At 69.3% G+C, this 23,851-nt stretch carries 22 protein-coding genes and 2 pseudogenes; 14 read left to right on the top strand and 10 right to left on the bottom strand.

All coding sequences use genetic code 11. The features are described 5' to 3' along the window. Positions 1-109 precede the first annotated feature (109 nt). Positions 110-523 (top strand): MarR family winged helix-turn-helix transcriptional regulator, encoded by a 414-nt coding sequence (locus ACGFNP_RS47110; protein WP_358327123.1) that lies wholly within the window; start codon positions 110-112, stop codon positions 521-523. A 758-nt stretch (positions 524-1,281) separates the two neighbouring features. Here ACGFNP_RS47110 and ACGFNP_RS47105 read toward each other — a convergent pair. Continuing rightward, positions 1,282-1,587, bottom strand: a complete 306-nt coding sequence (locus ACGFNP_RS47105; protein ID WP_393329559.1) for a hypothetical protein — start codon at positions 1,585-1,587, stop codon at positions 1,282-1,284. 343 nt (positions 1,588-1,930) lie between these two features. Between ACGFNP_RS47105 and ACGFNP_RS47100 the strand changes: the two genes are divergently transcribed. Next, positions 1,931-2,776 (top strand): sugar phosphate isomerase/epimerase family protein, encoded by an 846-nt coding sequence (locus ACGFNP_RS47100; protein ID WP_393329557.1) that lies wholly within the window; start codon positions 1,931-1,933, stop codon positions 2,774-2,776. A 28-nt stretch (positions 2,777-2,804) separates the two neighbouring features. On the opposite strand, the pseudogene ACGFNP_RS47095 reads toward ACGFNP_RS47100, so the two are convergent. The 5 genes and pseudogenes from ACGFNP_RS47095 to ACGFNP_RS47075 form a co-directional block, all read right to left on the bottom strand. Then, positions 2,805-3,104 (bottom strand): annotated as a pseudogene (locus ACGFNP_RS47095) (phosphotransferase); the annotation flags it as partial. A 35-nt stretch (positions 3,105-3,139) separates the two neighbouring features. After that, positions 3,140-3,250: pseudogene (locus tag ACGFNP_RS47090) on the bottom strand (phosphotransferase family protein); the annotation flags it as partial. Between the two features lie 73 nt (positions 3,251-3,323). Beyond that, positions 3,324-5,060 (bottom strand): ABC transporter permease, encoded by a 1,737-nt coding sequence (locus tag ACGFNP_RS47085; protein ID WP_393329555.1) that lies wholly within the window; start codon positions 5,058-5,060, stop codon positions 3,324-3,326. Positions 5,061-5,063: 3 nt separating this feature from the next. Beyond that, positions 5,064-6,221, bottom strand: a complete 1,158-nt coding sequence (locus tag ACGFNP_RS47080) for an ABC transporter ATP-binding protein (RefSeq protein WP_393329553.1) — start codon at positions 6,219-6,221, stop codon at positions 5,064-5,066. Positions 6,222-6,318: 97 nt separating this feature from the next. Then, the gene (locus tag ACGFNP_RS47075) at positions 6,319-7,380 is read right to left on the bottom strand and encodes an extracellular solute-binding protein (protein WP_358327112.1); all 1,062 of its coding nucleotides are present in this window, start codon (positions 7,378-7,380) and stop codon (positions 6,319-6,321) included. A 135-nt stretch (positions 7,381-7,515) separates the two neighbouring features. Here ACGFNP_RS47075 and ACGFNP_RS47070 point away from each other — a divergent pair, with 135 nt between their 5' ends. The 4 genes from ACGFNP_RS47070 to ACGFNP_RS47055 all read left to right on the top strand — a co-directional run bounded on the left by ACGFNP_RS47070 (position 7,516) and on the right by ACGFNP_RS47055 (position 9,462). After that, positions 7,516-8,337, top strand: a complete 822-nt coding sequence (locus tag ACGFNP_RS47070; protein ID WP_358327110.1) for a glucose 1-dehydrogenase — start codon at positions 7,516-7,518, stop codon at positions 8,335-8,337. Positions 8,338-8,404: 67 nt separating this feature from the next. Then, positions 8,405-9,028, top strand: coding sequence for a TetR/AcrR family transcriptional regulator (locus ACGFNP_RS47065; protein ID WP_393329551.1), 624 nt, complete (start codon positions 8,405-8,407; stop codon positions 9,026-9,028). A gap of 30 nt (positions 9,029-9,058) precedes the next feature. Continuing rightward, entirely contained in the window at positions 9,059-9,256 is a 198-nt protein-coding gene (locus ACGFNP_RS47060) for a hypothetical protein (protein ID WP_393329549.1), read from the top strand. A 29-nt stretch (positions 9,257-9,285) separates the two neighbouring features. After that, positions 9,286-9,462: a hypothetical protein gene (locus tag ACGFNP_RS47055; protein ID WP_393329547.1), complete on the top strand. Its 177-nt coding sequence runs from the start codon at positions 9,286-9,288 to the stop codon at positions 9,460-9,462. 32 nt (positions 9,463-9,494) lie between these two features. On the opposite strand, the gene ACGFNP_RS47050 is transcribed toward ACGFNP_RS47055, so the two are convergent. Continuing rightward, positions 9,495-10,535 (bottom strand): NADP-dependent oxidoreductase, encoded by a 1,041-nt coding sequence (locus tag ACGFNP_RS47050; RefSeq protein ID WP_358327102.1) that lies wholly within the window; start codon positions 10,533-10,535, stop codon positions 9,495-9,497. 228 nt (positions 10,536-10,763) lie between these two features. Between ACGFNP_RS47050 and ACGFNP_RS47045 the strand changes: the two genes are divergently transcribed. From ACGFNP_RS47045 to ACGFNP_RS47030, 4 genes are read left to right on the top strand one after another with little or no spacing between them, the layout of a single operon-like run. Continuing rightward, a complete protein-coding gene (locus tag ACGFNP_RS47045) occupies positions 10,764-11,936 on the top strand; it encodes a thiolase family protein (RefSeq protein ID WP_393329546.1) in 1,173 nt (390 codons plus the stop codon). Next, complete coding sequence (locus tag ACGFNP_RS47040) at positions 11,926-12,336, top strand: OB-fold domain-containing protein (protein WP_358327098.1); 411 nt, start codon at positions 11,926-11,928, stop codon at positions 12,334-12,336. The genes ACGFNP_RS47045 and ACGFNP_RS47040 overlap by 11 nt, the downstream gene beginning before the upstream one ends. Beyond that, positions 12,333-13,121 carry an enoyl-CoA hydratase-related protein gene (locus ACGFNP_RS47035; protein WP_358327096.1) on the top strand — a complete coding sequence of 263 codons (789 nt, stop codon included), beginning with the start codon at positions 12,333-12,335 and terminating at the stop codon, positions 13,119-13,121. The genes ACGFNP_RS47040 and ACGFNP_RS47035 overlap by 4 nt, the downstream gene beginning before the upstream one ends. Further along, complete coding sequence (locus ACGFNP_RS47030) at positions 13,106-15,325, top strand: acetate--CoA ligase family protein (protein ID WP_393329545.1); 2,220 nt, start codon at positions 13,106-13,108, stop codon at positions 15,323-15,325. Before ACGFNP_RS47035 ends, ACGFNP_RS47030 begins: the two co-directional genes overlap by 16 nt. An 8-nt stretch (positions 15,326-15,333) precedes the next feature. Here the strand turns inward: ACGFNP_RS47030 and ACGFNP_RS47025 are convergent, their stop codons facing one another. Next, positions 15,334-16,443: an NAD(P)-dependent alcohol dehydrogenase gene (locus ACGFNP_RS47025; RefSeq protein WP_358327092.1), complete on the bottom strand. Its 1,110-nt coding sequence runs from the start codon at positions 16,441-16,443 to the stop codon at positions 15,334-15,336. A gap of 69 nt (positions 16,444-16,512) precedes the next feature. Between ACGFNP_RS47025 and ACGFNP_RS47020 the strand changes: the two genes are divergently transcribed. Continuing rightward, the gene (locus ACGFNP_RS47020) at positions 16,513-16,971 is read left to right on the top strand and encodes an aldehyde dehydrogenase family protein (RefSeq protein ID WP_393329544.1); all 459 of its coding nucleotides are present in this window, start codon (positions 16,513-16,515) and stop codon (positions 16,969-16,971) included. Between the two features lie 363 nt (positions 16,972-17,334). Beyond that, on the top strand, positions 17,335-18,492 hold the full coding sequence (locus tag ACGFNP_RS47015; RefSeq protein WP_393329543.1) for a serpin family protein: 1,158 nt from the start codon (positions 17,335-17,337) through the stop codon (positions 18,490-18,492). A gap of 621 nt (positions 18,493-19,113) precedes the next feature. On the opposite strand, the gene ACGFNP_RS47010 is transcribed toward ACGFNP_RS47015, so the two are convergent. Beyond that, on the bottom strand, positions 19,114-19,263 hold the full coding sequence (locus ACGFNP_RS47010) for a hypothetical protein (RefSeq protein ID WP_393329541.1): 150 nt from the start codon (positions 19,261-19,263) through the stop codon (positions 19,114-19,116). Positions 19,264-20,106: 843 nt separating this feature from the next. Further along, positions 20,107-21,009 carry a LysR family transcriptional regulator gene (locus ACGFNP_RS47005; RefSeq protein ID WP_358342336.1) on the bottom strand — a complete coding sequence of 301 codons (903 nt, stop codon included), beginning with the start codon at positions 21,007-21,009 and terminating at the stop codon, positions 20,107-20,109. A 77-nt stretch (positions 21,010-21,086) separates the two neighbouring features. Between ACGFNP_RS47005 and ACGFNP_RS47000 the strand changes: the two genes are divergently transcribed. After that, positions 21,087-22,205: an aminotransferase class V-fold PLP-dependent enzyme gene (locus tag ACGFNP_RS47000; RefSeq protein ID WP_393329539.1), complete on the top strand. Its 1,119-nt coding sequence runs from the start codon at positions 21,087-21,089 to the stop codon at positions 22,203-22,205. Further along, positions 22,202-23,824, top strand: coding sequence for an APC family permease (locus tag ACGFNP_RS46995; protein ID WP_393329538.1), 1,623 nt, complete (start codon positions 22,202-22,204; stop codon positions 23,822-23,824). The genes ACGFNP_RS47000 and ACGFNP_RS46995 overlap by 4 nt, the downstream gene beginning before the upstream one ends. The last annotated feature ends 27 nt before the right edge of the window (positions 23,825-23,851 follow it).

Raw genomic sequence — 23,851 nt, 5'->3', positions numbered from 1 at the left:
CCGTTCCTGTTGTATCCTAGTACGGAAACAGTGCTAGTACAGTTACCGATGTTGTACGAAAATAAACTATATCAGGGATTGTACGATCTGGGGAAGGAGTGCCTGCGAGGTGAATACCGCCGCGCGGATCTGGGGGCTCAACCACCGGCTGCTGACCGCGGTCATGAACAGCTGCAGCGAGCAGCTCGACGAGCTGGGCCTGGACACCAAGGAGTTCTTCGTGCTCGGCGAGGTCGACGAATGTCGCTACCCGGCCGAACTCGCCGCCCGACTGATGATGCCCAAGGCGAGCGTGACGGTGTACCTACGCAACCTTGTGGCCAAGGGCTTCGTTCAACGCCAGATCGACGAGGGCGACCTACGCCGCCACCGCCTCGTGGTGACTCCGGACGGCAAAAAGGCACTCGATCGCGCACTGGCGACCCTGTCCGACAACTTCGAGCAGTGGCTCGCAAGACTCGAAGCGCAAGAGCGCGACGAGCTCCAGCGGCTCTTGGAGAAACTTCTTCGGCATCAGCAGTGAGCCGCCACCTTGGACGGCCGGCCCTTCGGCCAAGGTCCACACCGTATGACGCGGCCCTTGACCAACAACCGAACGGCCAACGGCGATAGCGAGCCCCGTTTCGGGCGGAGTTACCGCCGTCCACCGTTCGGATGCGGGTGGCCCATTTCTCGATCAGGACCGAGGGGGCGGGATCCTCGGGTCGGGCGGCAGGTCTGCCAGTGCGGTGCGCACGGCGACTCGGCTCACCCCGTGCTCACGCGCGAGACCCGCGATCGAGGCGCCCTCGTCACGGAACGCCGCCCGCACTTCCTCAAGCTGATCTCCGGCGAGTGCGGGTGGCCAGTAAAGGCGGGAATCTTGGAGGTGGTCGCTAAACGATCCGCACCGGCGCTCCTCGGTAGTGCGGAGCCCCGTTCTATCTATCTGTCGGGAATCCTGTCGTCAATCAGCACCCGGATCGAATTGCCCGGCGGGGTGTTTCATTCCCTTCTGTCCGATTTCTCTTGGTCCCCTCGGCGGCCTTCGCATGGGTGTGTCGTCAAACCTTCTAATTCCGACACCCCACGGACAGACCGAAGACCGGCGGATCGGCTACCTGGCGGCTGGGGTCACGTTGGGAGCTGTCCTGTCTCGCTGAACTTGGCGTGCGGGCGAGGCTCTGACCTGCGGGACGCCAACTTGATTGAGACACCGGGAAGTCCGTTTGTCTCAGGGGACATGGCGTGCCGGGCGGAATGTCGCAAACCACCTGGCGCGTGATCATGGAATGATGCCGTTCATGGTCGTGAGCCAGTCAGGAGGAGGAACAGGGGGCCGCGCTGGCGACGTGCGAATTCGGCCGTGTCGCCGTCAAAGCGATCGTGGCGAGGGGCGCATTCGTGTAGCGAGGTGATGGCAAAGCCGGCCTGTGTCAGGGCGGTGACGTAGTCCTCGATGGTCCGGTGATACCAGGTGACGGTGTTACCCATCCAGTTGCGCTGGCGTGCGTGGAAGTAGTCGTCGACGACCCAGTTAGTGCGCGCCTCGTTCGTGGTCCGGAGAGCATCATGGGAAGTGATCACGGGGTGGACGACCGTGATCACCAGCCGCCCACCTGGCGACAGAGAACGCCGGCAGGCCGACACAACGGCGTCGAGAACACCACGTCGGGCCGGCACTGCTCGATCAGGCCGTGGCCATGTTCGATGGTGGGATGGCGTGCATCGATCGGCCGCGTCAGATCATTGCCGGGCCGTGAACGCGGCGCTAGGATCGCCTAACTGAACTGAACTGAGGTCAGGCATAGGAGCCAGCATATGGGCCCCTCTCACAGTGTCAGGTGCCCCGTGGAGCGCACGCGGCCACACGTTGACCACCGCCGCCAACACGCCGGCCCTTCTCGATGTCATCTGAGCTTGCTCGTCCGGCCCTCGGCGAAGTGATCCCGTGCCTTACCTGACGTTCCCGACCGTGAACTGCCTGCGGATGCCCGATCGGGCGGGCGGCGAGCCCACCGTCCTGGTCAAGCTGGAGCGGATACTGGCTGGGGTGGCCGAGGCGGGCCACAGCCACGTCAGCGTCGATGGATTCACCGTCGGCGGCTACGACCATGATCGGCTCGCCGCGCTCCTGTCCCGCTACGGGCTCGAATGCTCCGACGTCGGTGTCCTGCGGATCGGGGAACCAGCCGCCACCGTCGCCGCAGCGCGGACGCTCGCGGACCGCGCGCGGGCCGTCGGCGCGAGGATCTGTGTCACCGCGGTCGACACCGACCCGGCCGCGGACGGAACCCGGGAGTTGCTGGCGCACTGTGCCGATCTGCTCGGCGAGGTCGGCGTGCGGCTGGCGCTGGAGTTCCTGCCGTATACAGGGCTGGCCACCCTCGCCCAGGCCCGGGAGCTGTGCGCGGCGGTGGGCTGGCTGCGGTGCGGCATGCTCGTCGACTCCTGGATGTTCTTCCGGGGCCCGAATTCCTGGGACGACCTGGAAGGTCTCACGGCCGACCAGGTCGCCTACGTGCAGATCGACGACGCGCCCGAGGCAGTTGGCAGCGATCCCGTATTCGAGAGCCGCCATCGTCGGGTACTGCCCGGGCAGGGCGCCTTCGACCTCAGAACGTTCGTCGCGGTGCTGGAGCGGATCGGGTTCGACGGGCCGGTCAGTGTTGAGGTCTTGTCCGATCGGTTCCGCGACCTGGAACCGGTCGAACAGGGCCGTGCGGCAGCGGTCGCGGCGAGGGACATCTGGCCCCGGCTGTTTCATCAGGATCGATCAGCGGGAGACCCGGCCTGATCACCGACGCCGGCGCCGTGGCACGCGGTCACCACCCGCAGCAGTCGCCGTGCACGATCGAGGCCCTGACCGGCGGCAGCGTCGTCCGGCCGAACCCGCCGCCGACGCCCGCGTCGAGGGCGCGGTCCAGCCGACGGTGGGGAGTGTCCAGGTCGGGCAGGTCGCGGGTGGCGACGCGGTCCCACTGCCTGCGCCACAGCCGAAGCTGCCGCTCCAGGTAACCGGCGGGCCGGCCGAAGTCGCGCAGCCCCACCTGTACGAGGTCCAGCGCGTGCAGGTGGACCAGCGTGTCACCAGGGTCTCGGCACATCGCCGCGCGACCGCGGGCTCCAGCGCGGACGCGTCGTCGCCGTCGCGCAGCACGGTGCCGTCCACGTACGACATGACGGTGAACGGGACGCCCAGCACGTCCGGGTCCGCGCAGTCCCGCACCGCGCCCGCCACCGGGATGCCGGTCGGCCCCAGCGCGGCCATGTCCACCCCCGCGACCTCGTCGCTGATGTCGAACGTGTGGGGCACGGTCGTCTCCTTCCCGGAGCCGAGACGGTCAGAGCTTGTCGAAGACGTCGGGGCCGGCGGCGGCCATGGCCGCGAAGACACCGGCCGACGTCACCAGCGTCATGACCAGGGCGATGGCCGCGACCGTCGGATACGACCCGTTGGACCAGTAGTCGAACAGGATCGTCCCCATCACCTGCGTCGTGGGTGCCCGCACCAGCAGCGACGCGGTGAACTCGTGGGTGAGCAGCACGAAGATGAGCGCCGCCGCGCCCGCCAGCGTGGGCCGCATCAGCGGCAGCACGATCTCGGCGTTCGTCCGCAGCGGGCCGGCCCCGCTGGTGCGGGACGCCTCCTGGTAAGTGTCGCCGAGCGCCACCATCCCGGACAACTGCATCCGGGTGGTGAAGGGCAGCATCAGCGTGACGTACACCAGCACGATCACCTCGTGCGTGCCGTACAGGATGAACGGCTCGCGGCTGTACGTCAGCAGGAATCCCGCCCCGAACACCACGGCCGGGATCCCGAGCGGCATGGCCACGATGAAGTCCACAGCCGTCCGGACGGCCCGGAATCGTCGCCCCTTGAGCAGCAGCGTCGCGGCGATGAAGCCCACGGGCAGCGCGATGGCGACCGAGATGACGGAGATGGTGAGGCTGTTGACGATGGCGTCGGTGATGCCGGACTCGGCGAAGACGCGCCGGAAGTTGTCCAGGGTGAACCCGCTCACGTCGATCGTGCCGCTCCAGAAGGACGACAGCGACACGATCGCGAGTGCGCCCAGCGGCAGCCCCATGGCGACCAGGCCGTACAGGACGATGGCCACGACCGCGAGCCGCGACGGCCGCCCGCCGCCCTTGAACCCCTTGCCGCCGTGGGTGACGAAACGGCTGTGATCGCCGAGCATCACCTTCTGGCACAGGACGACCGCGATGCCGACGAGCAGCAGCGGCGACCCGATCGCCGCGGCCTTGCCGAAGTCCACGGGGCTCTGCGACACCGCGACGTACATGTCGGTGGTCAGCACGTTGATGCCGGTGGTACGGCCGAGCAGCAGCGGCCCGGTGAACTGGCCGAGCCCCAGCAGCAGCGCCACGAACCCGCCGTACACCAGCACCGGCCGCAGCAGCGGCAGCGTCACCCGGAAGAACACCCCGGTGGCCGACGACCCGCTGACCTGCGCCGCTTCGATCAGCTCGGAGTTGATTCCGGCGAAGCCCGAGCTGACGAACAGGTAGACGAACGCCGTCAGCCCGAAACCGGTGATGATCACGATCCAGGGCAGCGAGTAGATGTCGACCGGCCCCTCCTCCAGGTGGCTCCACCAGGGCAGCTGGCGCATCAGCGCGTTCAGGTAGCCCGGCCGGGGCGACAGCAGGAACGCCCAGCCGGTCACCGCCGCCACGGCCGGGACCACGATGGGCAGGATCGGCAGCGCGCGCAGCAGGCGCAGGCGGGGCGGGAGCCGGGTCGCCGCCCACGCGAGCAGCGTCCCGAGGACGAGCGCGATGACCAGCGAGCCCAGCGCCAGCCCCACGGTGGTGCGCAGGGTGACGCCGATCTGCGGGTCGTCGAAGGCGGCGGCGTAGCCACGGCCGCCGTCCTCGAACGCCAGCCACTGCAGGCCGATCAGGGGCGCAAGGACGAGGTAGCCGATGACGGCCAGGAAGGTGAGCGCGCCCAGCCACGGCAGCAGCCGCCGCGCGCGGGCCAGGGCCGGGGTGCGCGCCGGTGGCATGGTGGCGGGCACAGCCGTCGCGACGGGAGGGGCAACGGGTGCGGCCACGTCTCACGCCCCCACGGTGGTGGCGGTCGGGTGCGCCTCGACGCGCGCGCCACCGGAGTCGTAGCAGATGGCGGCCTCGGCGGGGAACCAGGCGGTGACCTGCTGGGCGGGCGCCAGGTTCCGGGCCCACTGGCTGCCGGTCAGCGCGGCGCGGGCCTGCAGACGGTTGCAGGCGACCGAGATGGTCACGTCCATGTGCCGGCCGCCGAACTGCGCGTCCACGACCTGCGCGGCGAGGCCGACGCCGCCCGCGGGCGGCTTCTGCCCGGCGGGTGCGAGCTGCACATCGTCGGGTCGCAGTCGTACGGCGATCTCGTCGTACGGGCGTGGCACCGGCAGCTCGCCGGCGATGTCCTGGGGCGGCTCGTCCCCCTGCGGGCTCAGGCCCCAGCCGTCGCCGTGGCGGCGCAGCGGGAGCCGGTTCGACATGCCGATGAAACCGGCGACGTACTCGGTGGCCGGGGCCTCGAACACCGTCTGGGGTGTGTCGAGCTGCTCGATCCGGCCGGCCCTCATGATCGCCAGGCGGCTGCCGAGGGCGAGCGCCTCGCTCTGGTCGTGGGTGACGAACACCGCGGTGAAGCCGAGCCGGGTGTGCAGCTCGTGCAGCTGGGCGCGGACCTGGTCGCGCAGCCGGGCGTCGAGGTTGCTGAGCGGCTCGTCGAAGAGCACCAGGTCGGGCCGGGCGACCAGGCCGCGCGCCAGTGCGACCCGCTGCTGCTGGCCGCCGCTGAGCTGGGCCGGGTAGCGGTCGAGCAGCGCCCCGCAGTCGACGAGCTCCGCGGTCTCCTCGATCCACTGCCGCGACTGCTCGCGGGCCACGCGCCGGGCCCGCAGCGGGTAGCCGATGTTGCGGCGCACCGTCATGTGCGGCCACAGCGCGTACGACTGGAACACCATCCCGATCCGCCGTTTGTTCGGCGGCAGGTTGAGCTTCCCGCGCAGGTCCAGGACCGTCTCCTCGCCCAGCGAGATGCGCCCCTCGTCGGGCGTCTCCAGGCCGGCCAGGCAGCGCAGCGTGGTCGTCTTCCCGCAGCCGCTGGGGCCCAGGAGCACCACGAACTCGCCCGGTTCGATCTCCAGTGACAGGTCGTCCACCGCGACGGCGGGCGGCTTGCCGGCGAATCGTTTGGTCAGACCCTCGATGCGCACGTGGGACATGGCGAAAATCCTTATGTGGGGAGATCGGACCAGGCAGGCGCCCGCGTGGCGCGGGTGCCTGCCATGGCGTCCATCGCTGGACGGAGCGGGAAGGGGGTTACTGGAAGAGTGACTTCCACTTCTTCTGGTAGGCGGTGACGGCCTCGGGCGTCAGCTTGGCCGGGTCCTGCAGCCGCACCTTGTCGTTGGTGATCAGCGTGCCGGGGATGTCCGGCAGCACCGCGCCGGCGGCCAGCGCGATCAGCTCCTGGCCCTTCGCGGTGACCATGAAGTCGGCGAAGAGCTGGGCCGCGTTGGGGTGCGTGCCGCTCTTGAGCACCATGCCGTAGAAGCGGGCGCCCCAGGCGCCGGTGGGGGCCATTTTGAAGTCGACCGGCGCGCCCTTGGCCTTGGCGGGGACCAGCGACGACGGTGCCACGAAGGCGCCGGCGGCGATCTCGCCGGAGGAGAGCGCCTCGGACATAGGCAGGGCGCTGGGGTAGATGCGCGGCTTCTGGGCGGCCAGCTTCTGCACGAAGTCGGCGCCGTAGGTCTCCTCCAGCCAGAGGTAGAAGTCGACGATGGAGGCCGCGGTGGGCTCGATGACGCCGATCTTCCCGCCGGACAGGGCCGGATCGAGCAGGCCGGTGTAGTCCGTCAGGCCCTTGGCGTAGAGCTTGGTGTTCCAGCCGAAGGTGAGCACCACGGAGTTGGTCTCGAAGTAGTTGCCCGGGTGGACGTACTTCTTGATGTCGTAGGCGCCCTTGCCGGTCAGCTCCGGACCGGTCGGCGCGAGGAAGCGGCCGTCCTTGGCGTACTTCTGCACCCAAGGCAGGCTCGCGCTGACGAACATGTCGGCGATGCCCTTGCCGGTCTGGAACTCTGTCTCGATCTTGACGCTGAGGTCGCCGTCGACGCCGCGGACCGGCTCGACGTCGATGCCCGGGTACTTCTTCTCGAAGGCGGAGGCCAGAGCGTTCAGGCGGTCCAGCGCCTGGGCGGAGTAGACGGTGATCTTGCCTTCCTTCTTCGCCGCCTCGATCAGCGCGTCCACGCCCGCCGAGGCGGGCACGGCCTGGACCTGCGTCTCGCCGCCTCCGCCGCACGCGGCCAGGGACAGGCTGGTCATCAGCAGCAGGACGACGGGCAGTGCACTGGGCCGTCGCGGGTGTGCTCGCATTCTGGGCTCCTCAGATGAACCGGCTCCCAGCTGAACCGACGTGCCCCCGTGCTGACTTCTTGCTGGTTTGTGGCCGCTGGCTTAGATTTCCTGGAAGTTACCAAACTGAACTCAGTTTTAGCAAGGGAGTAACCCATGGGCGCTCAGCTGGACGGCATGACCTTCGTGATCACCGGCGCGGCACGGGGCATGGGCGCCGCCACGGCGCGGATGGCGGCCTCGCGCGGGGCCGCCGTCGTCGTGGCCGACCTCGACGACGTGGCGGGCGCCCGTACCGTCGAGGAGATCACCGAGGCCGGCGGCAGGGCCCGCTACCAGCACTGCGACGTCACCGACGCGGACCAGGTGCGCGAGCTGATGCGGGCCGCGGCCGAGGCGTTCGGCGGGATCGACGTCCTGCACAACAACGCCGGCATTCACGAGACCATGCTCGGCGTCCCGCTCTCGATCGAGGAGATGCCGCTGGAGGCGTGGGATCGGGTGATGGCGGTCAACCTGCGCGGCTCCTGGCTGTGCGCGAAGTTCGCGGTGCCGTACCTGAAGGAGAGCACGCGCGGGCCGTCGATCATCAATTGCGGCTCCACCGGCTCGTTGGTCGGCGGGGTGTCGAGCCTGGCGTACGGGGCCAGCAAGGGCGGGGTCGCGCTGCTCACCAAGAACCTGGCGGTCGAGCTGGCCAGGTATGGGATCAGGGTCAACTGCTACTGTCCGAGCGCGACGGAGACCAGGATGGTGAGCGACTACCTGGACGCGGGGGACAACCGGGACGAACGACGGCGCATGCTGACCCGCACCCAGCTCGTGGGGCGCATCGGCACCCCGGACGACATCGCGGCCCTGGTCTGCTTCCTGGCCGGCGGGGAGGCGGCGTACGTCAACGGCGTGGTCTGGCTCGTCGACGGCGGCTCGCTCGCCTGGCGCGGCACGGTCGACACCCTCGGACTGGACACGGTCTGATCATTTCGCGGTATGAACCAACCTCAGTTCAGTAGACTACGACGCGATCATTCCGAGAGGAGGAGGCGTGGCGGGGAAGTCTATCGCTGACATGGACGCGGGACCGCGGTCCAAGCGCGGCGCCATCCTGGAGGCCGCCGTCGGCTACTTCGGAGAGTTCGGCTACGAGGCCACCAAATGGTCGGCCGTGGCCGACCGGGTGGGCATCAGCCAGACGTCGCTCTATCACTATTTCGAGTCGAAGGCGCACTGCCTGCTGACCATCATGCACCACGAGCTGCACCGCTCACATGAGCACTTCCTGGAGGCCGCGGCCGGCGTCGACCCGGCGGAGGGGCTGCGGGCCGCGCTGTCCGGCGCCTTCGACGTCACCCAGCAGGAGGTGCTGCAGATGCGCATCCTGCAGAACCACATCGGCCTGCTGGAGACCCCGCGCAGCTCCAAGCGCGAGGAGGAGGCCCGGCAGGCGGCCCGCGTCCTCGTCCACAACATAGAGGTGGCGTGGACCGGATTGCTGGAGCGCGGGATGGAGGCCGGGGTGTTTCCCCGGCGCGACCCGCACACCCTCGCCCAGGCCGTGCTGGGGCTGCTGGTCAGTGTCTGGCGGTGGTACCGCTGGGGCGGACGGCTCACCCTCAACGAGGTGCGCGACTTCTACGTTGGGTGCGCGCTGCGCATGGTCGAGAGCTAATGGAGAACTAACGGCTGGAGGTCCGCTGCGATGCGACTGACCGACTGCTACGCCTGTCTGGACGGGCCGGACCCGGAGAGCGGGCTCAAGCTCGTCGCCCCGGACATCCGCTTCCTGATCACGCTGCCGGACCGGCGCATCGCCGGTGAGGGCCGCGACGAGCTCGCCGGCTACATCCTCGGTCGCAACGGGCTCCGGGTCCGGCGCCGTCGAGTTCGCGCTCGGTGAGGTGATCCGGTGGCGAAGGGTAGAACGCCGTGTACGACCTCGTCCTGCTCGCCTCCGGCCCGCCGGAGTGGAGCCATGAGCGGTTCATCACCTGGTGGCGCGGCGAGCACGCCGACCTGACCCGCCTGCTGCCTGGGCTGCGGCGCTGGCGGCACGTCGCCATCGACCGGGCCCTCGAACCCCAGCCAGTGAGACCCAGCCGGTGAGCCCTGACGAGGGCTCACCGGCTGTCGCCGTCTCAGCCGGCGGCGTCGATCCGTACCAGCGTCTTGCCGATGTTGTCGCCGCGCATCAGCCCGGCCAGCGCCACCGGCGCCCGCTCCAGGCCCTCGATGACCGTTTCCCGGTAGCGGAGGCGGCCCTCCCGGATCCACGCCCCCACCTCCCGCGTCATCTCGGGCAGCAGGTGGGCGTTGCTGCTGGCGCGGAAGCCGCGGATCGTCAGGTCGTTCGTCACCGCCAGCATGAGGTTGGACGGCCCCGGCGGCGGTTCGGGGGCGTCGTACTCGGAGATCATGCCGCAGATCGCCACGCGGCCCCCCTTGCGCAGCGCGCCGAGCGCGGCCTGCAGGTGGTCGCCGCCCACGTTGTCGAAGTAGACGTCGATGCCGTCGGGTGCCGCCTCGCGCAGCGACTCCGGGATGGAGCCGGCCCGGTAGTCGAACGCGGCGTCCAGGCCCAGCTCGTCCAGGAGGTAGCGCACCTTCTCAGCGGAGCCCGCGCTGCCGATGACGCGGTGCCCGCGGATCTTCGCCATCTGCGCCACGAGGGCGCCGACGCAGCCCGCCGCCGCAGAGACCCACACGACGTCACCCTCCCGCAGAGCGGCGATGTGGAAGAGCCCGGCGTACGCGGTGAGCCCGTTGGCGCCCAGCACACTGAGGTAGGCCTGCGCGGGCACGCCCTCGACGTCGAGCCTGGTGAGCGTGCCCACGCCGCCCAGAGCCTGGCCGCCAGCCTCGACGAGCGAGTAGTCGCGCCACCCGGAGGCGTGCCAGACGGTGTCACCCGGTGCGAACCCGTCGACGCGCGACGCGACGACCTCGCCGACCGTCATGATGCCGTCCATCGGCGCGCCGAGCGGGAAGGCCGGGAAGTAGCCCGGCGGCGACTTCTCCCTGAGTCGCAGCCGCAGTGCGGCGTCGGCGGAGGTCCACGTGTTGCGGACGAGCACCTCGCCCGGCCGCGGATCCCGCACGGGGACCTCGACGACGCGGAAGTCCGACGGACGGACCTCGCCGCGCGGGTACGCGACCGGCTGGACCTCATGGCCGATCATGGCCGCACGCCTTCGCGTGCCGCCCCGGCTGGCGGCAACTCGGTGGTCCTGCCGCACCTCTGGCCAGAGTTTTTCATGAACTGAATTCGTATCATGCGGTGTTCGGCCCGTCCATATCTGGTGGTCCGAGTGTGGAGCGGTGTACGTGGCGAGCGAGGCATACGTGCGGCCAAAGTTCTTGAATTGAAGTAGGTTTGATTTGCCTGGACTTCGGATAGCTTCACGGTCGTGAAGGCGACACCATGGAAGACCAGCGCTACGATCGTCGGCCTCGGGATCACCGAGATGGGCAAGATCTACGGCCGGAGCGCCGCCGACTTCGCCGCCGAGGCGATCGCGATCGCGCTCGCCGACGCAGGTCTGGACAAGACCGACATCGACGGCCTGCTGGTCAACGGCAACGGCAACGTCGACATGGAGCCGCGCCTGCAGATGACGCTCGGCTTCCAGGATCTCGCGATGCTCAACGTGATGAGCGCGGCGGGTTCGACCTCCGGAGCGATGGTGCAGTACGCCGCGCTCGCCCTCGATGCGGGCATCGTCTCCCACGTGGTGCTCGTCTACGCCGACGCGCCGCTGCGGCAGGATGTGGGCGCCGCCGCGGCCTACGCCCGCCGAGGCGCCTGGAACGGCATGAACGGCCTTCGCGCCGCGTACGGAGAGTTCGGCGGCAATCCGCCGTACGCGCTGGCCGCCCGCAGGCACATGCACGAGTACGGCACGACGAGCCGGCAACTGGGCGCGATCGCCGTCGCGCAGCGCGAGTGGGCGCGGCTGAATCCGCGCGCGCAGATGACCAAGCCGATGACTATCGACGACCACCAGAGCTCCCGGATGGTCGTCGACCCCTTCCACCTGTTCGACTGCTGTCTCGTCTCCAACGGGGCGGTCGCGGTAGTCATGACCACGGCCGACCGCGCGAGGCATCTCCGTCAGCCGCCCGTCCACCTGCTCGCCGCCACGCAGGCCGCGCCCGGAGACAACCAGCGGGCCGGCCGCGATCCGGGGATCGACACGGGCGCCCGGCGGGCCGGTGAGACCGCGTTCGCGATGGCCGGCATCACGCGCGACGACGTCGACGTCCTGCAGCTGTACGACTGCTACACCTACACCGTGCTCGTCACGCTGGAGGACTACGGATTCTGCGCCAAGGGCGAGGGCGGCGCTTTCGTCGAGGACGGCAGGCTCGGCCCCGCCGGCTCCTTGCCCACCAACACCGGCGGCGGGCAGCTGTCCGGTTACTACATGTGGGGCTTCACACCGCTCTCGGAGGCGGTGATCCAGGCGCGGGGCCAGGCGGGCGAGCGGCAGGTCGGCAGGAACGACATCGTGCTCGCGAGCGGTAACGGCGGCGTTCTCAACTACCACTCGACGACGATCTGGAGCAAACATGCCGCCTGAAGCCGCCGCACAACGGCCGATACCCGTGCCTGACGAGGCCAGCGCCCCCTTCTTCGAGGGGGCCGCCAGGGGCGAGCTGATGCTCCAGCGCTGTGGCTCGTGCGGAGCTTTCATGTGGCCGGTCAAGCCGCGCTGCGTGGAGTGCTTCTCGGGCGAGGTGCGGTGGGAGCCCGCGAGTGGCCGGGCTTGCCTCTACAGCTTCGTCGTGGTGCACCAACGCTATCCGGGCTTCGAGGAGTCGTACGTCGTCGCCACCGTGGAAACCCCCGAAGGGGTCCGCTTCAACACCAGCGTCGTCGGCGCCGCTCCCGGCGAGCTGAAGATCGGGATGCCGCTCGAGGTCGTGTTCGAGCCCGTCTCGGCCGACGTCGTCGTGCCGAAGTTCAGGAGGGCAGCATGAGCTACGAGTTCGTACGGTACGAAAAGCGCGGTCGCGTCGCGTACATCACCCTCAACCGCCCCGAGGTGATGAACGCGCTCCACCTGGAGGCGCACCTGGAGCTCAAGGAGATCTGGGAGGACTTCCGCGACGACCCCGAGGTCTGGGTCGCGATCCTGACAGGCGCCGGCGAGCGGGCGTTCTCGGCGGGCAACGATCTCAAGGCGACGGCGCAGCGCACGGCCGCCGGGGGCGAGGTCCAGGGCAACGCGCGACCGCCGTTCGGCCGGATCACGCGCGACTTCGACTGCCCGAAGCCGATGATCGCCGCGGTGAACGGCGTCGCCGTCGGCGGCGGCTTCGAGATGGCCCTCGCCTGCGACATCGTCATCGCGGCCGACCACGCGCGGTTCGGGCTGCCGGAGCCGCGGGTCGGGCTGTTCGCGGGCGCGGGCGGCATCCACCGGCTGGCGCGGCAGGTGCCGTTCAAACACGCGATGGGGCTGCTGATGACCGGCCGCATCATCAAGGCGGAGGAGGCGCACCGGATCGGGGTCGTCAACGAGGTGGTGCCGATCGCGGAGCTGATGGCGACCGCCGAACGCTGGGCCGCCGAGATCCTCCAATGCTCTCCGCTCTCGGTACGGCTGACGAAGGAGGCCGCCTTCGACGGTCTCCTGCACAGCGTCGACGACGCGTTCGAGCGCGATCACACCCGCCGCGAGACCCTCCTGGCGTCGGCCGACTATGTCGAGGGCCCCAAAGCGTTCACCGAGAAGAGAAAGCCGCAGTGGACGGGCCAGTAGGGGAGAGCGCGCCCGGCGCCTCGCGTGACGTCTCCGCACGTGACGTCTCCGCGCGCCTTCGTGCGCTGCTGTCGCCGAAGAGCGTGGCCCTCGTCGGCGCCTCCGACCGGCTGGGCTGGTCCACCGGCTCGTTCGCCAACTTCGCGCGGCTCGGCTTCGAGGGCTCCCTCCACCTGGTCAACCGCAACGGCGGTGAGGTGCACGGCCGCCCATCCGTCACGAGCTGCACCGAGATCGGCGAGCCCGTCGACCTGGCTCTCATGCTCGTCGGCGCGAACGCGCTGCCGGTGGCGTTGGCCGACGCCGCGGCGGCCGGCATCCGCTCGGTGGTCGTGCTCGCCGCCGGATTCGGTGAGACGGGCCACGAGGGCGTACGCGCCCAGCAGGAGCTGGCCGAGCGCTGCCGCGAGCTCGGCCTCATGTGTGTCGGCCCCAACTGCCTCGGGTTCGTCAACGTCGTGGACCGGGCGCCCGCCTGGTCGGGGCCGATGCCTTCAGTGGCTCCCGGCGGCGTCGCGGTGGTGTCCCAGAGCGGAGCGACGGCCTACACGATCGCGTCGTTCGCCGCCAGGCAGAACATCGGGCTCAGCCACGTGATCTCGACCGGCAACGAGGCCATGGTCGACACGGTCGACATGGCCGCGGCCGTGCTCGAGGACGACCGCGTGCGCTCGGTGGCCATGTTCATGGAGTCGATCCGCGACGTCGGGAGCCTCCGGCGGCTGGCCGCGCGGGCGGCAGAGCTCCGCAAGCCGATCGTGGTGATGAAGGTCGGCACGAGCGCCCTCGCCGCCGAGATCGCGCTCACCCACACGGGCGCGCTGGTCGGTGACGACCGGCTCGTGGACGCGGCGCTGCGGCAGTTCGGCGTCGTCCGCGTGGGGTCGTTGGAGCAGCTGGCGATCACGGCGGGGCTGCTCGCGCGTACCGGACCGCTGGTGCCCGGCGGGCTGGGCGTCGTGTCGATCTCCGGGGGCGCCTGCGACATCATCGCCGACCGGGCCGAAATCGCCGGGGTGCCGCTGGAGCCGCTCGCCGAGGAGACGCAGGAGCGCCTGTCGCGGTTACTCCCTTCCTACGGCGCACTGCGCAATCCGCTCGACATCACGGGCGCCGCGTCGGAGAACCCCCAGCTCTTCGCCGATGCCCTCGCCGTGTTCGCCGACGATCCCTCCGTGGCGCTGCTCGCCGCCGTCTACGTCCTGCCGACGGAGCAGCGCTCCGAACGCATCAGGCACAAGGTCGAGATGATCGCGAAGGGGCTGCGCGCCGCCGGAGGCCGTGGCGTCCTCATGGACCAGACCTTCGACACGATCAGCCCGCACACCGCGGCCGAGCTGGAGCGGATGGGGGTTCCCCACGCCCTCACCGGTCTGCGCGACTCCATCGACGCGATCGGCGCGGCCATGCGCTGGTCGGCCTGGCTACGCCGACGACGCATGGCGACGCAAGCCGAGACCGGCCCGCAGGCCGACGGCCATGACGGCCCGTCACGAGAGGAAATCGGCGGCACGTGGCCATCGGCAGTGGCCGGCCCGCCCCCGGAGGCGGGCGATGGCCCGTGGTCGGAGGCGCGGGGGCTCGGGCTGCTCGCCGAGCACGGAATCCCCGTCGTCCCGTGGCGGGCGGCGGCCACCCGGGAGGAGGCCGTCGCGGCGGCTCGCGAGCTCGGGTATCCCGTCGTGCTCAAGGTCGTGTCGCCGCAGATCCTGCACAAGAGCGACATCGGTGGCGTCGCCCTGGGTCTGCGCACGGACGCGGAGGTGGGCCAGGCGTTCGACCGGGTGACCGCCGCGGGCGCGCGCGTGGCCGGCGCGCACGTCGAAGGGGCTCTGGTCGCGCCGATGCGCGCCGGCGGGCTGGAGCTGATCGTCGGACTGGTTCGCGACGCGCACTGGGGGCCGACGCTGGCGGTCGGGTTCGGTGGCGTGTGGGTGCACGTCGCCGACGACACCAGCCTGCGGCTGCTGCCGGTGGACGAGAGCGACGTACGTGACATGCTGGGCGAGCTTCGCGGCAAGGCGCTGCTCGAAGGCGTTCGCGGGTCCGCGCCCGTCGACCTCGACGGGCTGGTGCGGGTGATCGTCGACTTCGCCCGGATGGCCGGACGGCTCGGGCCCGGGCTGGCGTCGATCGAGATCAACCCGCTCAGGGTCGACGGCGCCGAGATCGAGGCGCTCGACGCCGCCGTCCTCTGGCTATGAGAGACGGCCTACTGGTCGAAGACGAGCACGGGCTTGATCGTTTCGCCGGACTCGGCGTCGCGCACGGCCTGTTCGACGTCCTCGAAGGGGTACGTACGGATGAGCTTCTCCACGGGGAGCAGGCCGCGCGCGTGCAGGTCCAGGAGCTTGGGGACGAACTCGTGCGGGTCGGCGTCACCCTCGATGCTCCGGCGCAGGGACCTGCCGCCGGAGAGCCGTTCCATACCGAACGTGAACGGCGGCGTGTCGACGCCGAGCGCGACGCACGTGCCCCGCGTCGCGAGGCAGTCGAGCGCCTGGAACAGGACGTCGACGATCGCGGTCGTCTCGATCGAACCCGTCGCCCCGCCGCCGGTGTGGTCGCGAACGGCCTCGACCACGTTCTCGGCCTTCGGATCGATCGTGGCGGAGGCGCCCAGCTCGACCGCCAGCCGACGGCGGCTCTCCACCGGGTCCACCACGATCGTCGAGACGCCGAGCGCCCGCGCCGCCATGACCGCCGAAAGCCCCACCCCTCCGGCTCCGAACACGACGAGCGAGGAGCGCTCGTCGAGGTCGAGCACGTTCATGACGGTGCCCGCCCCCGTCTGCACGCCGCACCCGAACGGCGCGACCACGCTGGGGTCGACGTCCGGGCCGACCACCACCGCATTGTCCTCGTAGGCGAGCGCGTACGTGGCGAAGCTCGACTGTCCGAAGAAGGAGCCGTACACGGCCCGGCCGCCTGCCCGCAGGGTCGTCGAGCCGTCCGGCCGGACCCCGCTCGCGTTCAGCGCGCCGAACCGGCGGCAGTAGTACGGATGGCCGGCGGCGCATTCGGGACACGCGCGGCAGCTCCGGTAGCTCAGCACCACGGTGTCACCCGGCCGGACCCTCGTGACGCCGCAGCCCACCCGCTCGACGATGCCGGCGCCCTCATGCCCGAAAACCACGGGAGAGCGTTTCTCGTTGCCCGGGATGCGCGGCCAGACCCGTCGCATGCTCAGGTCGGTGTGGCAGACGCCACAGGCGGCCAGCCTTACCAGGATCTCGTCCGCCCGAGGCTCGTCCAGCTCGACGTCCTCGACGGTGAAGCCGGGCTCGCCGGCGTGCGCGATGATGGCTCTGGCGTCGATCACGGCCTCCTGGTGACGGGACAAAACCCTAAAAGCCTGCCGACTTTTAGGACATTGTATTAGGAGTCGTACATGGGTGCCGAGCAGGTCGTACGTGATTTTCTTTACGTGGACGGCGAGTGGGTCGAGCCGGAGAAGGGCCGTACCACTGATGTGATCTGTCCCTTCACCGAAGAGCCGATCGGCCGCGCGGCGCTCGCCGGGCCCTCCGACGTCGATCGCGCGGTACGCGCCGCGCGCGCCGCGTTCGACCACGGCCCGTGGCGGCACACCACGCCCCCCGAGCGCGCCGAGGTCCTGCGCCGTGCCGGCCGCGGGATCGAGGCCCGCTCGGAGGAGTTCACGCGGCTGGCGGCCCTGGAGGTCGGATCCCCGATCCGGGACGCGGCGCAGCAGGTCGCAGCGGCGAAGATCTTCCTCGACTGGCATGCAGGCCAGGCCGAGACCTACCCCTGGGAGGAGGACCGGCCGGGCCGCGCCACCACCCACCCTGACCACGCACGTGAGACCGGCACACTAAGGGGCCATTGAGTGAGGCTCCTCAGTGTCCCGCCGTCGGCAGGCCGGTCAGCTCCAGGCGGCGGTCGGTCCGCAACTGGATCTCGCCGTACGGCTCATGTTCGAGTGGAAGAGCGGAGTCAGGCCGCGCCGGTCAGCGTCGATGAGCACGTCCTGCCACTCCGCCAGGACGATGGCTGACCTTTATGCATCACTGAGGCACCCACCGAACCATTCCTCGTCGGCGAACGTCTTGGAGTTATGTCGCTCGACTTTCCTGTGGGCCCGCGGCGGCGGGAGTTCCTTGCCCTGGCCCTGCTCGCCATATCCGCGTCCGCTTGTGGCGGATCGGAGGACACCGTACTGATGGCTCAAGGGGTCAGCCGGGAGGTGCCGGTGGACCCTCCCCTCGCCGAGGTGGTGCGCGGACTGACCGCCTTCGGTCACAGCGTGTACGCAGCGGCGGTCGAGCCGGGCAAGAACATGGTGCTCTCCCCGCTCAGCATCGCCTACGCGCTCGGCATGGCGAGGGCTGGAGCGGCCGGGGCCACCGCGGCGGCGCTGGACAAGGCGTGCGGCTTCCCCGCGGCGGGGCCGCACACCGCGTTCAACGCCCTTACGAGGAAGATCGTCACGGTTGCGGGCGTGCCGCCGGAGCCCACCTCAGGAGGCGAGAGGGACGCCCAGAACAGCGAGCCCGCCGACCCCGTGGTCGGCATCGCCAACGGGCTGTTCGCGCAGCAGGGCTTGTCGGTCAAGCAGCCGTTCCTGCGCACCCTGGCCGCGCAGTACGGCACGGGCGTGCGTACCGTCGACTTCCGTGAGAACGCCACCGCCGTCATCGACGCCTGGGTCGAGGAGCAGACCGCGGGGCGCATCAAGAAGCTGTTCGACCAACTGGACGAGGCGACACGGTTGGTCATCGCGAACGCCGTCTACCTCAAGGCGGACTGGGAGCATTCGTTCGCCGAGGGTCCCCACGAGGAGAACGCCGCGTTCACGCGCGAGGACGGCTCCACCGTGCGCACGAAGCTGATGCGGCAGACGGGGGAGTTCCGGTACGCCTCAAGGGCGGGCTGGCAGGCTGTCGAACTGCCGTACGCGAAGAGCGACCTGGCGATGTGGGTGCTGCTGCCCGCGCGGGGCGGCTCGCCGGGGGAGCTGATGAAGCCCGGCAGGCTGGCCCAGGTGGCCGCGGGCCTGAAGCCGACGGCGGTCACGGTCAGCCTGCCGGGCTGGGACTTCGCCACCGACCTCGACCTGGAGGAGCCGCTGCGCGCGCTCGGGCTGGGCGTACTGTTCGACGGCGCCGACTTCTCCGGCATCGCGGACGACCTTTTCCTCGGCCAGGCAGTGCACCGGGCCAACATCTCGGTGGACGAATGGGGCACCGAGGCCGCAGCGGTAACAGGGCTGGCGTTCCCGACGTCCGGCCTGGCGGGCACGGTGACCGAGTTCCGCGCTGACCACGCCTTCGCCTTCGCCATCATGCACCGTTCGACGTCCACCCCTTTGTTCATCGGTCACGTCAGCGACCCCACCGCTTCCGCGTGACACGCTCTCGCCCCATTCGGGGACACCTCATGACCACGCCGACGCGTACCTGACGGACCTGCGCCTCCCCGCCCCGGCACCCCCTGCCGCCCCGCGACCACGTCGTGACGTAGCACCGCGGCGACACCATGGGCAGCCGGGTGAACCGGCATCGGATCGCGAACTCGCAGGAGGAGCGGCAGGCGGTCTCCGGGCCGGACCGGGCCAGGGTCCGGGAATTGGAGCGGGAGAACGCCGAGCTGCGCGAGAAGTTGATCTTCCTGAAAAGGGCGGCGCGCCGCGGCGAGCACTGCTCGGCCGAGCTGGTTCGCGCCCTGATGCGCGAGCAGGGCTTGGTCCCGGCCCAGGTCCTGGCGTTCCGGCCGGCCACCACCGCGCGGGGCGACTATCGTGGCATCCCCGACCTGGTGGGCCCGCGACTTCACCGCCGCCTGGCCGGGCATCAAGCTGGTCGGCGACATCACCTATATCCCGGTGCGGGGTCCGTTACAAGATCGCGACAACGACGAGAAGCAGGCCGGGATCCTCCCGCCGAGCGTCAGCTTTCTGTCCGGCGTGCCATCAACTTCTGTTCCCGCGGTTCCGTACAAGCTGGTAGCGGCCTCGGGATTGGGCCTTCCGCTAACACCAGACGACGCTGTCGAGAAAGGCCTCAATGGTCGTCGTCACCTGACCGAGCACCTCGGCGGATCTGTGCAGCGGCCCCGGCACCTTCATGCCATGATCGGCGCCGGCGACCTCAAGGACGTGCGGCGTCGACTCCCGCGCCAACGCACCATCCCAGAAGTCGTCCGCGGTGCCGCCGACGAGCGTCCTCGTCGTTCGTCTTGCTCTGCGGATGAAGGCGGGGAGGCCGGAGTTGGCGCTGACTGTGGTGAAGGATCTGCGGTGCCCCGGCCACTGCGGACGAGCTGGCAGCGTTCGAAACCGACGTGTTGGCCGGGTTCGTGCTCGCCCGTGCGGCCGCCGGACTGTCGGACGCGACGATCAGCTCTGATGGGATCAGGACAGCGACGTAGGCCTGCGGGCTCGGGCCGCCGCGGCAACCATCAGGGGCCACGTCCTACCACAGGACATTCGCGAAGCTGAGGCTGACCGCGGTTACACGCTTGCCGGGCTTTCGGAGTCGTAGTCGTGGTTGCCGTGGTCGGCAAGCGCATCGAGGAACTGCAGGTTGCCTCCGAGCCGACGCAGTCGAGTAGGTCACGGTGTGGGATATCGTCAACTGCGTGTTTGTATCGCCTGGTCAAGAGGTCACGCATCGCTTCCTCGCCGGGCGCTTCCTGTCGTCTGTGGAGCTTCCATCGGCTGGCAACTGCAGCGGTCAGCATGTAGATGCGCATGTCGATGAGGTCGTCTGCGAACGCTGACAGCGGCATTTCCGGGGATTCTGCAGTCTCGGGTTTGGAGGCGCTCGAGGCGGTCTCAGCCCATCACGGCAACAATTACCTGCCGCTGCTGGACCAGCACTATCGCTCGCACCGCTCAACGTTGTTCACCCTGGTGGAGTCGATCGACCTGGAGTCGGCCAACGCCGAGCGCAGCGTTCTGGACGCAGTGGAGTACGTGACGGCCCAGAGCCGCCCCCGACAATCGGCCACTTTGAGCGGGAGCTCATCCGCCGTTACGGGCCAGCAGGGCGAGCCGCATGGCTTTGACCGCTCCGCTCTGAAACCCCTGACGCCGCTCGACCAGCACCACGGGAATCGAGGAGGAGGCGGCGGCGACGTCCAGGACGCGTAGCCAGCCCGCGTTCAGTTCCCGCTCGACGGCGCTGCGCGGCACCATGGCCAGCCCGAACCCCGCTTCCACCAGGCTGATCTGAGCGGTCAGGCTGTCGATCGGCACGATCTCGGTCGTGTCGGCCGCTTCCTGTCCCAGCAGTGCGCGAAGGGCGTTGGCATAGGGTTCGCGCGTCTCACCGGTGCGTGGCGGAAAGGTGATCCAGGGATGTGCCGCCAGTTCGTCGCGGGTCGGGTGCCGTGAGGCGGCCAGTGGGTGCTCGGGTGCGGCGATGGGCACCAATTCCTCGTCGTAGGTCCGCGTGGAGAGCAGGTCGGGATGGTTGTCGTCGTCGTACCGCAGCCCCAGTGCGACCTCGCCGCGGCGGACTAGGTCGCTGACGCCGTCGCTGGTCGCTGTGCGGATCCGCAGCCGCACGCCCGGGTGTGCGCGCTGGTAGTCACGCAGGCGCCTGGTCAGGCCCGTTCCGGCTAGCGTGCCGACGAAGGCGAGCGCCAGTTCTCCGGTGTGTCCGTGGTGCAGTTCGCGGACCGCGTCGAGGCTGTCGCGCATCAGGGTGACGAGCGTCTCGGCGTACGGCAGGAACGCCCGCCCGCCCTCGCTGAGCATCACGCCCCGGCCGACCCGTTCGAAGAGCGGGGCGCCCAGTTCCTGTTCGAGCAGGCGGATTCGGCGGCTGATCGCGGGCTGGGAGACGTGCAGCGCCTCGGAGGCCCGGGTGAATCCGCCCTGCCGGGCGATGGCCAGGAAGGCCGTGATTTGATCCACTTCCATACACATCAATTTAACTGATGATATGCCTTAAATAGATGCATTGGACACATATTGCCTGCTCTTCCTATGTTGACCGTGTGCCGAAGATACTCAGCATCCGCGATCTGTTCCTCCTGGACCCCGCGATCACCCATCTGAACCATGGAGCCTTCGGCGCCTGCCCTCGACCGGTTTTCGAGATATATCAGGCCTGGCAGCGCGAACTCGAACGCTCGCCCAGCCTGATGTTTGACACGCGGCTGGCCGACAGCCTCGCCCATGTCCGTATCCTGCTCGGCGCCTACCTCGGCGCCCAGGCCGACGATCTCGCCCTGGTGCTCAACGCCACTGTGGCGATGAGTACGGTGCTGCGATCCCTGCGCCTGTCACCCGGCGACGACATTCTCACGACCGAACACGAGTACGGAGCCGTGGAGAAGGCCCTGGACTTCATCGCCGCGCGAAGCGGCGCGCGGATCGTGCGGGCCCCGGGCACTTGCGCGTCTGAGATCTGGTCTCACGCCTCCGAACGCACCAAGGCTCTCGTCTTGAGTCACATCACCTCGCCCACGGCGCTGCTGATGCCGGTGGAGGAGCTGTGCCGCCTGTCTCGCCAGGCCGGCGTCTTGTCCGTCGTCGACGGCGCCCACGCGCCCGGCCATCTCGCTCTCGACCTGGACGCCGTCGGCGCCGACGTCTACATCGGCAACTGCCACAAGTGGCTGTGCGCCCCCAAGGCCGCGGCCTTTATGCAGGTGCGTCCCGAGATCCAGCCCACCCTGGAGCCGCTCGCCCCGGGCTGGGGGACCGGCGAGGACGATCCGCCCTACGAGCCGAGCCAGGACTGGCGCAGCGCCCGCGACCCGTCCGCGTACCTCTCCATCCCTGCCGCCATCTCGTTCGTCAGCGTCCACGCCCGCAACCTCGAATGCCGGGACCTGCTGCTCACCGCCCGCGGCCTCATGGCCGCAGCCGGGTTCGAGCCGTTCGCCGAGCCGCAACCCCTCCAGATGGCCTATTTCCGCGTCCCCGCATGCGACGCGGCGGCCACCACGGCCCGGCTGCGTGCCGAATTCGCCATCGACGCACCTGTCCGCATGTGGAAGAAGCAGTCGTTGATCCGGGTGTCAGTCGCGCCCTACAACGACCTGCACGACATCGAGCGCCTTGTCCGAGCCCTGACCACGATCTTCGCACCCCCCGGGAAAGCACTGTGAAACTACGCCGCGACGTCCGGCTCGTCGGACTCCTGTTCACCTCAGTCGGTGCCATCATCGGCTCAGGATGGCTCTTCGGCGCCCAGAGCGCCGCCAACACCGCCGGCCCCGCCTCCATCCTGTCCTGGATCATCGGCGGTTTCATGATCATGACCATCGCCCTGGTCTATGCGGAACTGGGCACCATGTTGCCCCTCTCTGGAGGAGTGACCCGCTTCCCGCACTACGCGTTCGGATCCTTCGCCAGTTACGGCTTCGGCTGGATTCTCTGGATCACGTGTGGATCGGCGGCCGCCATCGAAGTCGAAGCGGCCATTCAGTACAGCTCCGTGCACTTCACCTTCCTCATGCACGAGGTGGACGGTGTGGCGGTCCTCACCTTCCCCACCGGGTTCGCGGTCGCCGTCGTGCTCATGGCCCTGCTCACCGTCGTCAACCTCTACGGCGTCAAATGGTTCGCCCGCGCCAACAACCTGCTCGTCTGGTGGAAGATCGCCGTCATCGTGGCCGTCATCGTGGCGTTCGCCTTCACCGCCTTCCACAGCGCCAACTTCACCCTGCCGGCGGCCGGGGGCTTTGCTCCTTTCGGGATCGAGGGCATTCTGTCCGCCATCGCCACCTCAGGCGTTGTCTTCTCCTATCTCGGTTTCAGGCAGGGCATCGAACTCGCCGGGGAGACCGACAACCCCCGCCGCAACGTCCCCATCGCCGTCGTCGGATCGGTGCTCCTGACCGGAGCCCTGTACATCCTGCTGCAGATCGTCTTCATCGGCGCTCTGTCACCGGAGTCCCTCGCGGGCGGCTGGGGAGACATCGCGCTCGCCTCCGGCTCCGCCACCGGCATCTTCGGCCCTCTGGCCGCCCTGGCCACCATCCTCGGGCTCAACTGGCTCGCCGTGGTCCTCTACGTCGACGCCGTCGTCTCACCCGCCGACAGCGGTCTGATCTACACGGTCAGCACGTCTCGCGTCATGTACGCGATGGGGCGCAACAAGAACGCGCCTTCCGGGCTCGCCCGTCTCGACAAGCGTGGCACCCCGTACATCAGCCTCATCCTGACCTTTTTCGTCGGGGTCGTCTTCTTCCTTCCGTTCCCCGGCTGGCAGTCGCTCGTCGGGTTCGTCACGGCCGCGACGGTCCTGTCCCTGGGCTCCGGCGCGCTGGCCCTGGCCGCCCTGCGGCGCTCTCTGCCCGAGCACCCCCGGCCTTTCAAGCTCCCGGGCAAGGATGTCATCCCCTTCCTCGCCTTCTTCTCCTCGAACCTGATCATTTTCTGGACCGGCTGGGAGACGTACTGGAAGCTGTGCGTCGCGGTCCTTCTCGGCTACATCGTCTTCTTCGCCACCCAGCCCTTCATCAAGGACGGTCCCGCCATGGAACTGCGCGCGTCGTCGTGGTTCCTTCCCTGGCTCGGCGGCCTGGCCCTGATCAGCTTTATGGAAGAGAGCCTCGGCTTCGCGTGGGGATCCGTGGCCATCGGGGTCTGGAGCCTCATCGTCTACGGATGGGCCGTCCGGACCAGACTCTCCGACGGCAAGGTGTCCGAACTGCTCGACTCGGGATTCGTCGGAGAGGAGGAGACCCTGGAGCCCGTGCCCGCCGCGACCGCCCAGCACTGACACACCGCCTCCAAAAGGGAGATCATC

This window comes from Nonomuraea sp. NPDC049269, assembly GCF_043197155.1.
Taxonomy (GTDB): domain Bacteria; phylum Actinomycetota; class Actinomycetes; order Streptosporangiales; family Streptosporangiaceae; genus Nonomuraea.
Note: the sequence above shows the minus strand (reverse complement) of the source record. Positions and strands in the feature narration are given on the sequence as shown.

Coding starts and splice junctions, on each gene's coding strand:
- ACGFNP_RS47080 (WP_393329553.1), bottom strand. CDS start 6,221: ATGTCCCACGTGCGCATCGAGGGTCTGACCAAACGATTCGCCGGCAAG.
- ACGFNP_RS47075 (WP_358327112.1), bottom strand. CDS start 7,380: ATGCGAGCACACCCGCGACGGCCCAGTGCACTGCCCGTCGTCCTGCTG.
- ACGFNP_RS47070 (WP_358327110.1), top strand. CDS start 7,516: ATGGGCGCTCAGCTGGACGGCATGACCTTCGTGATCACCGGCGCGGCA.
- ACGFNP_RS47060 (WP_393329549.1), top strand. CDS start 9,059: ATGCGACTGACCGACTGCTACGCCTGTCTGGACGGGCCGGACCCGGAG.
- ACGFNP_RS47050 (WP_358327102.1), bottom strand. CDS start 10,535: ATGATCGGCCATGAGGTCCAGCCGGTCGCGTACCCGCGCGGCGAGGTC.
- ACGFNP_RS47040 (WP_358327098.1), top strand. CDS start 11,926: ATGCCGCCTGAAGCCGCCGCACAACGGCCGATACCCGTGCCTGACGAG.
- ACGFNP_RS47035 (WP_358327096.1), top strand. CDS start 12,333: ATGAGCTACGAGTTCGTACGGTACGAAAAGCGCGGTCGCGTCGCGTAC.
- ACGFNP_RS47020 (WP_393329544.1), top strand. CDS start 16,513: ATGGGTGCCGAGCAGGTCGTACGTGATTTTCTTTACGTGGACGGCGAG.
- ACGFNP_RS47005 (WP_358342336.1), bottom strand. CDS start 21,009: ATGGAAGTGGATCAAATCACGGCCTTCCTGGCCATCGCCCGGCAGGGC.